This is a genomic window from Paenibacillus phytohabitans (assembly GCF_013141775.1).
Classification (GTDB): Bacteria; Bacillota; Bacilli; order Paenibacillales; family Paenibacillaceae; genus Paenibacillus_AQ; species Paenibacillus_AQ phytohabitans.
Genome location: NZ_WHOB01000016.1, coordinates 574,086 through 586,619, shown reverse-complemented (window position 1 = coordinate 586,619; position 12,534 = coordinate 574,086). Strand labels below are relative to the sequence as shown.

At 50.0% G+C, this 12,534-nt stretch carries 12 protein-coding genes; 5 read left to right on the top strand and 7 right to left on the bottom strand.

Translation table 11 applies throughout. The features are described from left to right. Positions 1-120: 120 nt before the first annotated feature. Both GC101_RS04450 and GC101_RS04445 read right to left on the bottom strand, forming a co-directional pair. Complete coding sequence (locus GC101_RS04450) at positions 121-1,113, bottom strand: anti sigma factor C-terminal domain-containing protein (protein ID WP_171716239.1); 993 nt, start codon at positions 1,111-1,113, stop codon at positions 121-123. Continuing rightward, the gene (locus GC101_RS04445) at positions 1,114-1,608 is read right to left on the bottom strand and encodes an RNA polymerase sigma factor (RefSeq protein WP_171716238.1); all 495 of its coding nucleotides are present in this window, start codon (positions 1,606-1,608) and stop codon (positions 1,114-1,116) included. 164 nt (positions 1,609-1,772) lie between these two features. On the opposite strand from GC101_RS04445, the gene GC101_RS04440 reads away from it, so the two are divergent. The 3 genes from GC101_RS04440 (at position 1,773) to GC101_RS04430 (ending at position 3,918) form a co-directional block, all read left to right on the top strand. Continuing rightward, positions 1,773-2,354 (top strand): GNAT family N-acetyltransferase, encoded by a 582-nt coding sequence (locus GC101_RS04440; RefSeq protein WP_171716237.1) that lies wholly within the window; start codon positions 1,773-1,775, stop codon positions 2,352-2,354. Between the two features lie 147 nt (positions 2,355-2,501). After that, a complete protein-coding gene (locus GC101_RS04435; protein WP_171716236.1) occupies positions 2,502-3,062 on the top strand; it encodes a polymer-forming cytoskeletal protein in 561 nt (186 codons plus the stop codon). A 169-nt stretch (positions 3,063-3,231) separates the two neighbouring features. Next, positions 3,232-3,918 (top strand): hypothetical protein, encoded by a 687-nt coding sequence (locus GC101_RS04430; RefSeq protein ID WP_246354148.1) that lies wholly within the window; start codon positions 3,232-3,234, stop codon positions 3,916-3,918. A gap of 245 nt (positions 3,919-4,163) precedes the next feature. Here the strand turns inward: GC101_RS04430 and GC101_RS04425 are convergent, their stop codons facing one another. The 3 genes from GC101_RS04425 to GC101_RS04415 are packed head-to-tail and all read right to left on the bottom strand — an operon-like array spanning position 4,164 to position 9,017. Next, positions 4,164-6,035, bottom strand: a complete 1,872-nt coding sequence (locus GC101_RS04425; RefSeq protein WP_171716234.1) for an ABC transporter ATP-binding protein — start codon at positions 6,033-6,035, stop codon at positions 4,164-4,166. Continuing rightward, positions 6,025-7,872 (bottom strand): ABC transporter ATP-binding protein, encoded by a 1,848-nt coding sequence (locus GC101_RS04420; protein ID WP_171716233.1) that lies wholly within the window; start codon positions 7,870-7,872, stop codon positions 6,025-6,027. Before GC101_RS04420 ends, GC101_RS04425 begins: the two co-directional genes overlap by 11 nt. Before the next feature lie 17 nt (positions 7,873-7,889). After that, entirely contained in the window at positions 7,890-9,017 is a 1,128-nt protein-coding gene (locus GC101_RS04415) for an ArsR/SmtB family transcription factor (RefSeq protein ID WP_171716232.1), read from the bottom strand. Between the two features lie 229 nt (positions 9,018-9,246). Between GC101_RS04415 and GC101_RS04410 the strand changes: the two genes are divergently transcribed. Then, entirely contained in the window at positions 9,247-10,512 is a 1,266-nt protein-coding gene (locus GC101_RS04410) for a DUF5050 domain-containing protein (protein WP_171716231.1), read from the top strand. Positions 10,513-10,527: 15 nt separating this feature from the next. Then, positions 10,528-10,977, top strand: coding sequence for an SRPBCC family protein (locus GC101_RS04405; protein ID WP_246354147.1), 450 nt, complete (start codon positions 10,528-10,530; stop codon positions 10,975-10,977). Between the two features lie 68 nt (positions 10,978-11,045). Here the strand turns inward: GC101_RS04405 and GC101_RS04400 are convergent, their stop codons facing one another. Both GC101_RS04400 and GC101_RS04395 read right to left on the bottom strand, forming a co-directional pair. Next, on the bottom strand, positions 11,046-11,819 hold the full coding sequence (locus GC101_RS04400) for an AraC family ligand binding domain-containing protein (protein ID WP_171716230.1): 774 nt from the start codon (positions 11,817-11,819) through the stop codon (positions 11,046-11,048). 15 nt (positions 11,820-11,834) lie between these two features. Continuing rightward, a complete protein-coding gene (locus tag GC101_RS04395) occupies positions 11,835-12,416 on the bottom strand; it encodes a LysE family translocator (protein WP_171716229.1) in 582 nt (193 codons plus the stop codon). Positions 12,417-12,534: the final 118 nt, after the last annotated feature.

Genomic DNA, 12,534 nt, shown 5'->3' with positions numbered 1-12,534 from the left:
CTGGCTTCCTTGCTTTATCGATTTGCAGTAATCTTTGGATAGATTGGCTTAATTATCTCAAGCTGTAGTGAAGAAGTCCAATTCAACCGTCCGGCTGGGAAGCTACCTTAGAATGACAGCTTAATTAGGAAGTGTAATGGAATCAGAGACCACGCCGAAGGTAGAGGCTTTGATATAAGCCTGATTCTGCAGAGCTTCCAGCTGTTTAGCGGTGCCGGTTACGACTACACCAATAATTGTGATATCATCCGGTTCCAGAATATTATTATCCCCGGCCAGACTCTGATGAACCTGATCTGCTTCCCAGGTGAAGTTCTTGCCGTGCTTCCGCAGCTGTTCGACACTATTAATGAAGGAGTTTACACCGCCGTAGGGGGCAAACTGCTCTCCATGAAATCCGTAGATGATCATCGAATCAGCTGCGATGGTCTGGCGCGTTTCCTTCAGGTATTTTTTATAAGAGGGAGTATATGCATCCGTCCATAACCAGACAGGCTGCATCCCGGCAGGCAGAAGCTTCTGCGTCTTATCCAGCGTATAGGCCTGGTCAAAAGACAACGCCATCTCCACAAGTGTATCATCTCCCAGCTGCTTCAGCTGGCTGATGCTGTCCTCATAGGAATCATAATCAATCTCCGGATGATAAAAGATCATTTCCCGGTCCCCGGTGGCAGGGTTGTAACGGTGTGTGGACGCTGCGCTCAGCTGCTCCGGGAGAGAAATCGCTCCGAATGCGCCATACCTGCCGGTCGAGTGGCCCAGCAGATTATAGGATTCCTCGATGGGCTGCCAGATATAAGGTTTATTGCCCAGCCATTTGTAAGTCTGATTGTAGGTTTCGCCTCCAAAGCTGTCTAATTTCACCGACTGGTTGCTGATGTGCACATTGGGTGCACTGATTTCATTTTTCCAGAGAATCTCAGATTGCACCTTGTCTCCCTGGTTCAGTCTCAAGTGGTAGAGGCCATACCAGATAACGGCGAGAATAACCGGGGTTACGATAACAATGATGCCAATGGTCTTCAGGGTGGAGCGGAGTCTGGCTTTTTTGATTATCTGCTGAGCCCCTTTCCCTCCGAAAATAAACGGGTCCTGTTCATGATTCTGTTCCATTTAATAGTCCTCCCCATAATGTTTGATGAATTGGCTTTTGGCGCGTGTAACATGAGTCTTGAGCGTGTTCTCATTCATACCGTACAGGGACGAGAGCTCCTTATAAGTAAGGTTCAGCTCATATTTGAGAATCAGCAGCTCCTGATGCTGCTCAGAGAGCATAGACAGCGTGTCGCGGATATTCTGTGCGGTTTCCCGCCTCAGCAGCTGGATCTCCGGCAGATGGGTTAAGGATAGAAGCTGGATATCGTCAACATCGACCGCCGGATGGCGTTTGTCTTTTCGCTTGAGATCATAGAACTGATTGGTGGCGACACGGAACATCCAGCCCATGACTTGTTTCGGGCCGATACCATCCTGATAGATTAAGTATTTATAACAGGTGTCCTGAACGATATCTTCAGCATCCTCGCGGGCGAGTCCGCGTTTCCTCAAATACCGGTATAGCAAAGTTCCGGCTTGCTGCAGAAAGTGATGAATGGTTTCTTTGGCCATGTCCTGCCCCCTTCCCCTATACAACGCTAAGCGCCGTGAAAAGTTTACAGCAGCCGTTACATTCAGTATTCCTTAATTATAAATGTTCACTACCGGCAACAGCTTCAGCAGTTCAGTTAATATAATATCAGTATGTAAAATATTAGCGGCAACGGAGGAAATCTATGTATCAGGATAATGAATTGCAGATTCGGCCGATAGCTGAAGGGGATCTATTCAGACTGTGGGAGCTCTCACACAAAGAGGAAGCACCGGAGTGGAAGAAATGGGATGCACCTTACTACGAACACAAGCGGATTCCGTGGGAAGACTATTATGGGAACAGAGCGGAGATTGTTGGATGCGGAAATAATTGGGTAATAGAAGTAGAGGGCGGGGTTATTGGCGACGTCAGTTACTATTGGGAGCATGAGCCATCCCTTTGGCTGGAAATGGGTATTATCATCTATGATCCGGCATATTGGAGCAGTGGTTACGGGACAAAAGCTCTCAGACTGTGGATCGGTCATCTGTTCAATGCGTATCCGCTGGTCCGTGTAGGCTATACCACATGGTCCGGGAATGAGCGGATGATCAGGACCGGGGTGAAATTAGGCATGACGATGGAAGCGAGACTCCGGAAATGCCGTTACTATGATGGGCAGTTCTACGATTCTATTCGAATGGGGCTGCTTAGAGAGGAGTGGGAGACTTTAGAATTGAAAGGATCAGCCGCTGAAGGTTCACGAACAAATTTAGACAAATAAGCATGAAATGCCTGCATTTTGCAAGATGTGAAACAATCATAATGCTTGTTTGTGAAAAAAGACACAATATTGTGAAAACTATCACGTTGTTATCATAAAATTTTAATATATAATAAAGTTAATTAAAAGAAACAGGGGGAATTAAAAATGAAATTATTCAAAGTTCTAGTAGTAGCAGGGGTATCAGCAGCATTGTTGTCGGGTTGTGGATCGAATAATAATAACGCAGCTAATAATGCAGGTACAGCAGCAACAACAGCTCCAGCCACAGAGCAGACTGATGCAGTAACAACAGCTTCCATCGTTAACCAGGCAGATGCTTTCACCGCTGCTGTAAGCGAAAGCGGCAACTGGATTGTAGCAATCCTGAACGACCTGACCGTTGACAAAGATGTTGTTGTAGCCGGTGAATTCCATGACAAAGGCGATGCATCTGCAGCGATCTACCGTAAGCTTGCCCTGTATGCACAGGATGCTGACCACAAGGTTACAGCTACCTACACACTGACAGCACCTAAAGTAACTGTACAGAGCGAGAACTTCCGCGTTCAAGGCGGTACAATCAAAGGCGACGTATATGTAGAAGCTAACGGATTCAACCTGTACAAAGATGCAACTATCGACGGTAACCTGTACTATGCAAGTGAAGATGTGAAGGCTACTGCTGTGATCGAAGGCAAAGTAACCGGAGCAAATGAAGTTAAATAATTCGAACCTAATATTGCAGTTACAATATTAGAATGGATTGCAAACAGCCTGTAGACAGGCCCTTTGGGGCTTGCTCTACGGGCTTTTTTGTATTCTGCGCTGAAATATTCTATAGTATTATGGAAGGTATTGTAAGCGCAAACACATGGGACAGGGGATGCAATTATTCATGAAGAATAGCCGGAGATTGGGAATGGCTGCCGGAGTGATTCTAGCTTCCGTAGCCGTACTCTATTTACTTTTGTATATGTATGAAAGACCAGGCGGATGGTCTGACCAGCGGATGTCCCGCTCACTCGGAATGGACCAGACCCTCCAGATTCCACTTGGCAAAAGTCCGGAAGAAGCTGTCCGGCTGTTCCGCGCCTCTGACACGATGACTGTAATTCATCAGGAGCCTGCAGCCAGAGGGGAGCTGGTATTTCTTACCCGGGCGGGGCAGCAAGACAGCAGTAATCTTCAAGTAGAGTATGTCCGCAAAACCTGGCTCGGATGGAAGTGGGTATGGGGAGGCGGCTACGGAATGGGCGGAGGTCCGGAGAGCTCTGCAATAAATTATATGTGTTTTCCTGAACTGGTGCATATTTCGACTCCATTTCCCATGGTGATCGGAGATGTTCTGAACCCGTCCATTCAGCATATTACTGTCGAGCAGAAGGAGGCAGGAACGGATACATCCGAAGCGAAGCTGATTAAAGTCGGATCAGACCGGACGATTTGGTTCGCTTTTCAGCCGGTTACGGCTGGTGTCCCGTTTGAGATTGAAGGGTTTGATGAGGACGGGGAAGTGGCCGCTTCCAAAATCATAACAGACGCCAGAGACAGCGGGGCGATTCCGCTAGGTGGTTCAAAATAAAAGTGCAGGGGCTTCGCACAACCTTCAATGATGGAAGTGTTGCACGAAATACAACAATTCCCTTGTAATATCAGCCCTAATCGCAAATTGTTGTACACAATGCAGCTTTCCTCCGTGAACAAGCCGTTAATTTACAACATTTCTATTTGAGTCTGAAAAGAGACGAAGACTCCGGCAGCCGAGCTGACACGGACTTTCGGGGTCTTCGTCTGTAATTGTGATTTGTTTTCCCGGGAGAACTGATGTTATGCCGGTAATACTGAAGTAAGGGATTTCGCATAGGATGCGGATTCCAATTCTTCAGCCGGTGATGTTCTAAACTGTAAATGATACAGCTCTGCATAGAGCCCATCCTGTTCAATGAGCGCATCATGTGTGCCTTCTTCCACAATTCTCCCATGATCCAGAACGATGATCCGCGAAGCCTCCCTTACCGTTGAGAGCCTGTGGGCAATCACGAGGGTGGTCCGGTCTTTCATCAATAGGTCAAGCGATTGCTGAACCAGCCGTTCGGACTCGTTATCAAGTGCTGAAGTAGCTTCATCCAGCAGCAGGAGCGGGGCATTACGCAGAAAAGCTCTGGCGATGGCGAGGCGCTGCCGTTGACCGCCTGATAAAGTAGAGCCGTGTTCACCAATCAGCGTGTCGTATCCTTCAGGCATCCGCATAATAAATTCATCTGCACCTGCCAGGCGGGCAGCTTCCCGGATTTCTTCATCGCTGGCATGTTCATCGCTGAACGCGAGATTATCCCGGATGCTGCCGGAGAACAGGTAAGGATTCTGCGGCACATAGGAGATCCTCCGGCGCGCCGCCTCCAGGTGATCATGCACACCATAACCGCACACGGTAATACTGCCGGCCTCCGGTTCATAGAGTCCGCAGCACAACCGTACAAGTGTCGTCTTGCCCGAGCCGCTGGGGCCCACAACGGCAACCGTCTCGCCATACTTCAGCTCAAGGTGGATCCCGCTCAGACAGGTTCCCTCCCTGGACTGGGGTCCCGCGAAGCTGTAGTGCAGCCCCTGTATGCTTAGTGCAGCAGCTTCCGCCAAGGCGGTTGCTTCAGCGGCGGCTACCGCTGCAGATACGGTAGCAGAATCCTGTTCATCGCCAGATGCTGCCCCTTCCCGGGGAGCATCAAGAATCTCAAATACACGGTCAGCCGCCCCTAGTGATTCCTGTACCCCGCCCCAAGTCTGCGACATGTGGACGAATGGCCACTGAACACGTCCCATCAGGATGATGAAGGCAAGCACTTCCCCTGCCGAAGTCTCCCCACGGAGCGCTGACCGGGCAATTAGTACCGCACAGCTGATCATTACTGCATTGTTGATGAAGGCTGAAGAATGCCAGAGCAGTGCGTTTAACAGAGTTTTTTGCTTCTGCAGCCGGTTCAACTGCTCGCGTTCAGCTGCATACCTGCCCAGCAGCGTATTCTCCAGTGAAAACGAACGGATAACCTTCATCCCCTGGAGGGTCTCCTGCAGGATTCCCCGCAGCAAGGCTTCCTGGGCATAGATTTCCGTGAACAGCTTACGCAGTCTGCGGTCAAAGAAACGGCCGGACAGAAAGACAACGGGGCCCGTTCCAAGTGCAAGGAGTGCAAGCCAGACATCCATACTGGCCAAATACAGAAATGCAACCAGGCAGAGCAGAAGATTATACCCCAGATCGTAGACCAGACTGCTAATCATCCCCATGGCCGCTCCGGCATCCTTGGTATTCCGGGAGGTCAGATCCCCGGAGTGCATGGCTTCCAGCTGGCGGAAAGGCAGCCGGTGGCTGGCGTTAAACAGCTTCGCCCGGAAATCCCAGGCCATCCGGCTGTGCACGGTGAAGCGGAAGTAATGCTGCAGCATAAGACAGAGAATAATCAGGAAGCAGGCCAATGAACAAATTAAGGTTATCCGTGTCAGTGACTGCATGTTCGTGCTGTTGATCGTATCAATGAAAACCTGCTGAATTGTAGCAAACCCGATATCCAGTGCAAGTCTGGCCATTAGCAGCACTATTGCTGCCAGAAAGCCGAGCCGGTATGGCTTGACATAAGGAAGCAGCCGCTGGAGGGCTTCCCCGAGCCGGATTCGGCCGGATGATGATGATTTAGTATTCATTTTGCAGTCCTCCTCCGGCAGCAGCCTCTGTCTGAACGCCCGCTTGGGCCATTGCGTGATATTTACCTTGCAGCGCCATCAGCTCCATATGGGTCCCTTGTTCAACAATTGCTCCGGCCTCCATGAAGTAGATATGATCAGCGTACTTAATAGTTGAGAGCCGGTGGGCCACTACAACCGTTGTCCGGTTCGACATCAGGGCCTTCAATGCCTGCTGGACAATCTCTTCATTATGGCTGTCAAGGGCAGCAGTAGGTTCATCAAGCAGCAGCAGCCCCGGTTCACGGACGAAGGCGCGAGCAATCGATAGACGCTGGCGTTCACCTCCAGATAAGGTAAGCCCTCGCTCACCGATGAGAGTACTGTACTCTTGCGGCATCCGCATAATGAACTCGTGGATACCTGCATTCTGTGCGGCAGCTATCACCTCTTCCCGGGAGGCTTCCGGCCGTCCCCAGGCAATATTCTCGTATAGAGTTCCGGAGAACAGATAAGGCTCCTGGGATACATAGGCGATACGGCTGCGCCAGCTGCGCGGAGGAATCGTATGTAGGGGCGTGCTGCCGTGATAAATACTTCCTTCGTCAGGTACATAAGCTGCAAGCATTAGCTGAAGAATCGTACTCTTGCCGCTCCCGCTGGCTCCAGCGAAAGCGGTAACCTTACCGGGCTCAATCCGCAGCTGAGTTTCAGTTAATACCTTCGTTTGTCCGTACCCGAAGCTGACATTGTTGAATATGATCGGTTGCTGTCCGGCAACGGGGCGATTAACGGTATCCCATGCTTCAGCCAGATGCCCTGCGGTACCGGGATTAGCAGGGCTGTTACCTTCTTCGGTTAAATCCATGATTTCAAATAAACGCTTCCCCTGTGCAAGCGAAGCCTGCAGTTCTGTCCACAGGTTGGCGAGCCGCGATACCGGATTCGAAATTTGTTCAAAGCAAATGAGAAAAGCAGCAACGGCGCCTACATCAATCCGCCCTCCAATTACAAGATAGCCGCCATAGGAGAGTACATACAGTAATCCGCCCAGAATAACGGCCAGCGGCATATTGTAACCTACAGCCTCTACCCGTGAGACGGGCACGTGTACGGTGTTGAATTGCCGGGCTCTGCCTGTGAACTGCCGGAGCAGACGGGGGGCAAGGGAGAAGGCACGCACGACCTCAGCACCCTGCATCGAATCCTGGATGAATGCCTGCTGGGCGCTCTCAATGCTCTGACGCTGCTCATTCATGGTGCGGAGCCGTGAGGTGAAGGGGAGCATAACCAGCGGAACCAGTGCACAGATGATGATTGTCCCCAATGTCAGAGCAAATTGCAGAGACAGCAGATAAGTGAGCAGACAGATGATTTGCAGCAGATTGCTGATCAGTTCAATCGTCTTCCGGTTTATTCCCTGCTGTGCGGCTGGAGCCGAGTCATTCATCCGGCTGATTAGATCGGCGGAATGATAGCGGTCCAGATCCTTCATCCGGACATTCAGCATTCTTGTCAGCATGGACATCTGGAGTTTCGAGGTAGATTTGATCTCAAGCAGACCTGAGAGATATGTATTCAGAAAGTGGACTCCGGCATCCGTAATTACGATGACAGCAGCAAAGGTCATTCCGGCTGTCAGACCGGAGGTGTTGTGGTTGGTGGCCGCATTGATAATCCGCCGCAGGGACTCAGCCAAACCTACAGTTGTGAGTGAGCTGACCGCTGCCAGAACACACAGAATGATATACCAGCCTGTATAAGGTTTGCCTAGCTGCAGCAAACGTATAAATGTTCTCTGGGCAGCGGCGGGCGGTTCATCCAGCGGCGTTGCCACGGTATTCGTGATCCTGTTCAAGTGAACCCCTCCAGTTATCAACTCATGAATTGATCTTTGTCCAGCATAACTTTAGCCATCAAGGCCAGCAGATTGCGCAAAGTATCGGTTCTAAGCACGTAATACAGCCGGTGATCCACCCGCTCGACATCGAGCAGATCCAGAAAGAACAGGAAGTTGGAATGATACTTCACAGCAGCCGGTGTAATGCCTAGCGCTGCAGCAATCTCTTGGCCGTAATGCGGACGCTGCTTGAGTAACAGCAGGAAGTCCAGCCGCCGCTTATCCGATAAGGCTTTGAGAAACAGTTCGGTTTTCTCCCGGTCAGCGGCGGGGCCGTGCACCCGTTCATTATTAATGCCGAAGATGACCCAGCCGACCTTCCCGGCATCGGTGTGGAAATTGTAAAAGCCATTTGCCACCTGGAAAACAAAGCTGACATGGAAGGTGACGGGGAAGTCAAACAGAGAAGGTTCATTATTGTGGATTTCACGAATGAAAACCTCAGGGTTGCTGCGGAATTGAGCCTCATACCTGCGGGAAGCCTGCTCAGAAAGCTCACGGATCCGGTCTTTCCAGTGAATGAAGACATCCTGATTGAATTGACGCAATAGCTGCAGGTAGCGCAGCTTGGTCTCTTGCGGATTAGCGAGACATTCAAGCAGCGGCGCATGGGCTTCAGCAACCTCGGGCTGCGGTTTTGTTGCAGTCACCAGTTCAGAGAGCTTCTTCAGATCCTTCTTGACCAGCTCCCAGTCGTTGCCCTGGAGTAGCGCTTCCAGGTTATCGTTGTAGACGCCGTAGACCATCTCTGCAACGATATGCTCCGCAGGGCTGTTATCCAGCCGGTTAATCAACGCCTCTGCAGTTAGCACTTCCCGATGAGTGAAGATGGATTCATACAACGGGAAATCAAGTGCATTATGAAGCAAGTCATAACGGAAAAAAAACAGCAGCTCACGGGTAAAGAAGGGGGATAACCGCTTGCGCGCATCATCAAGATAGGCTCCAAGCAGCTCATCTGCTTCGATTTTATAATCATCTGCCAAATCTGAGATCTGGTCCTCACAAGCAAGCATTCCCATGGAAATCACAAGTTCGACTGCTTCATTGTAAGCAAAGCGGATATTCTTCAGTAATGTCTCCTGCAAAGAATGGTTCATCATGTCCTCCAGTTAATTATTTTGAATACTGAATGTTGCCTTACATACAATAACATTCAGTGAATACTTAATGTTAAAATAAACCATATACATGAAATTGTAAAGTGAAGATTGTGTGCCGAAGCTGATCTTCAGGATGGTGATCCTTTGATATTATGGAAGAATGAAGAAGGAGGGTGTAGAATACATAGGAGATGTTTGTTCAGAAATTGAGTTCAAAGAGGTGTGTTCATTGAGAGAATGGTTCGTTATTGCCCCTCTGCTGCTGAGTCTAACGGGGGCGGGGACAGGCTTCGCAGCTTCGGCGGATCAGCCGGGGGTTACGGTTACAGTCAATGGGAAGCTGGTGAATTTTGATGTGCAGCCAGTGAATGATCAGGGTACGGTATATGTTCCCCTCCGCTTCGTGGCGGATGAGCTGGGCGGGATGATTGTTCCGGGGAATAATAAAGCAATCATAATCTCCAAAGGAACCATTACGCTGAGTCTAACGGCGGGCTCGACCGCAGCCTATAAGAATCAGCAGCCGTTCACGCTGGCCGCGGCTCCGAGACTGGTGAATGGAAGAATGCTGGTGCCGCTCCGGGTGCTTTCTGAGGTTTTTGATGCAACGGTCACCTATGCCAACGGGCAGGTAGCAATCAAGCAGGAAGAATCCGTACAACCCGTCGGTCCTGGTATAACCGGGAATTCGGTGGGCAATCTGAACAATGGAGGCTTGTACGCTACAGACAATGAATGGGTATATTTCAATAATCCGCAAGACTCGGGGAGGCTCTATAAACAGAAGAAGGAGGGTACTGAACTTCAGAAGCTCAGCGATGACGAATATGCGGCTTATATTAATCTTGTAGACGGAAAGCTGTATTATACGGGCGACAACAACAAGCTGTTCAGCATGAATACGGACGGCTCGGACCGGACGATGCTTAGAGATTTTGCCATCGGGAAGAACCTGGTGACGGTTGCTGATGATTGGATCTACTTCACGCAGGGAAACTCTTCGATGAACAAGCCGCTCTACCGGATGAAGACCGACGGCAGCTCCAGAACGGTGCTTGAACAGTACGGGGTATCCAGCCTGGCGGTGTATGGCGGAAAGATCTACTATACGATTGACTTCAGTAAGCTGTTTGTTATGGATCTGAACGGCAGCCACAAAAAGAAGCTGCTGGATGGCGGATACATCACTAATATAGTGATGAAAGACGATATTATGTACTTCAATTTCAAAGAGAATTTATATACTATGAACTTGGATGGAACCGGATTAACCCGAATATCCGGTCTGAATGGCAAAGAGATTAATCTGAGCGGAAACTATCTGTACTTCAGCAATTACTCAGAGTACAGCAAGAAGCTGTACCGGCTCAATCTAACCGATTATACCAGTGAGAAGCTGGGTGATGACAAGACTTTATATATCCACATCGTGGATAATAAGCTGTATTATTTGAATGCCTTAACAAACCGTTTTGTAGAACTAGACATCGAATAGGGAGGGATGATTACAATGACCATGGCTGCAAATGCACCTGATCTTTCATCCAGGCCGTATAACCTGAGTGTGGAACGCCTGATGTCAGCCTCACCAGAACACCTGTACAAGGCTTGGACGAAGCAGTTTGACCGCTGGTTTGCAGCGCCGGAAACGGTGTCTATGGAGGGAAGCGTGAATACTCCGTTCTTCTTCGAGACACGTCATGAGGGCCAGCGTTATCCGCATTACGGGCGATTCCTGAGTCTGGAGCAGGACCGCCTGGTGGAAATGACCTGGGTTACCGGTGCAGGTGGGACGAAGGGGGCGGAAACCGTGGTACGGGTTGAATTAGAGACTCGGGGTTCTGATACCCTGCTTCGCTTGACGCATGCCGGTTTCCCGGATGAGGAGTCCAAGGACCAGCATGAGCAGGCGTGGCCGATGGTGCTGGAGCAGCTTGAGAAGGTGCTGGCGGCAGAGTAACATAGCGGATTCCGTAACATAAGAAGTGGACAAGGGTACAGTGCTATGCGGGCGCAGAAGAATATGGATTAAGCCAGCTGGGACATGTATTCATAGGCTGTAAGGCCGAAGACACTTTTGAAATGGCGGTTTAGGTGAGTCAGGTCTGTGAAGCCGCATTCCGCTACTGCCGAATAGACATCTTTGGTCTTTTCGATCGATTGTCTCGCATGCTCAACCTTGCAGTTCAGGAAGAATTGATAAGGCGAGATGCCTGTATGTGATTTGAACTCGCGGATGAACTGGTATTTGGACAGGCCTAACTCCTGTGAGATGTGATCAAGCTTAAGCACTTGGCCGAGGCTGTAGTACATCATTTCCTTGGCCTGCTGAACAAAGGCACTATCGGTCCGCATGGCGGCTTCGATTTCGGTGTGGGCGGCCAGATGGGCCAGCTGAAGCAGCAGTTCACTGCAAAGTGCGCTGTCAGCGCCATTCTGGACCGCTTGATTCAAGGAATAGATGGATTGCGCCAGCTCCTTGTCATAGACGATAGGCAAGGTGAACCGCAGTTCCTGCTTGCCCAGAATCTCTGCAAACATGGCCGGCTTGATATAGAGCATGACATAATCAATACCTTCTCTATCATAGGAATTGCCGTCGTGATACTGTTCGGGGTTAAACAACATGACACCGCCCGGATGGGAGGAGTGCAGGCTGCCAGCCAGATGATATTGCTGGATACCGCGCAGTGTTACGCCCAGGGCATATTCTTCGTGACAATGCTTTTTGTAAGTGAAATCCGTCATGCTGGCCGATAAGGCGAGAATCTCTGCAGACTTTCTATAATTGAATTGTTCCACCTTAATCACCGTCCTCTATAAAATTCCGGATACCATTACAGCAGAGTATACTAGAAAAAGTGCCATGATACTATTCATCACCCGCTGATGCTGCTGCAGAAAGCTCTTGAATACGGAACCGAATACGACCCAGGTAGTGAATGCGAGAAAACCTATTACAGTAATTACCATAACGAAGATGAAGGCTGCTGCGGGTGAACTATAATAAGGCATAACGTAACCCGGGATAACGGTCAGCGTGAACAGCAGCACCTTCGGATTGGCGAATTGCGTCACCAGACCGGAGACGAATCCGGAGGATTGCCGGGGATTCTCCTCGGTACGGCCCATAGTGTAGACCTGGTAAGCCAAGTAGAGCATGTACAGGCTGCCGATGATCTGCATAACGCCGAGAATATGCGGAATGATGTCCGCAAGCATGCGGTTCAGCAGGGCAGAGGCGGCAAGCAGCAGTCCGAATGCCACGGTGGCTCCGCCAACGTATCCCATTGTTTTTCTGGCCCCGTGATGCTGCACGGAGGATAGAATCACAATATTGGTAGGGCCGGGTGTGAAGGTTACCACAATACAATAGATGATGAAAGAAACGATATTCATGATGACCTCCAGGTGAAGTAGTCACATGAATATACACCCGGCAGGGAAATGGCTATAGTACATTATTGCAGCTGCCCGCGCGAGAGGCATCGTCCTCCAAACTTTTGAGAAGCATCTA

What these genes read in the sequence shown, in the direction of transcription:
- GC101_RS04405 (WP_246354147.1), top strand. Translation starts at nt 10,528, where the DNA reads ATGACCATGGCTGCAAATGCACCTGATCTTTCATCCAGGCCGTATAAC.
- GC101_RS04450 (WP_171716239.1), bottom strand. Translation starts at nt 1,113, where the DNA reads ATGGAACAGAATCATGAACAGGACCCGTTTATTTTCGGAGGGAAAGGG.
- GC101_RS04445 (WP_171716238.1), bottom strand. Translation starts at nt 1,608, where the DNA reads ATGGCCAAAGAAACCATTCATCACTTTCTGCAGCAAGCCGGAACTTTG.
- GC101_RS04425 (WP_171716234.1), bottom strand. Translation starts at nt 6,035, where the DNA reads ATGAATACTAAATCATCATCATCCGGCCGAATCCGGCTCGGGGAAGCC.
- GC101_RS04430 (WP_246354148.1), top strand. Translation starts at nt 3,232, where the DNA reads ATGAAGAATAGCCGGAGATTGGGAATGGCTGCCGGAGTGATTCTAGCT.
- GC101_RS04435 (WP_171716236.1), top strand. Translation starts at nt 2,502, where the DNA reads ATGAAATTATTCAAAGTTCTAGTAGTAGCAGGGGTATCAGCAGCATTG.
- GC101_RS04440 (WP_171716237.1), top strand. Translation starts at nt 1,773, where the DNA reads ATGTATCAGGATAATGAATTGCAGATTCGGCCGATAGCTGAAGGGGAT.
- GC101_RS04395 (WP_171716229.1), bottom strand. Translation starts at nt 12,416, where the DNA reads ATGAATATCGTTTCTTTCATCATCTATTGTATTGTGGTAACCTTCACA.
- GC101_RS04415 (WP_171716232.1), bottom strand. Translation starts at nt 9,017, where the DNA reads ATGATGAACCATTCTTTGCAGGAGACATTACTGAAGAATATCCGCTTT.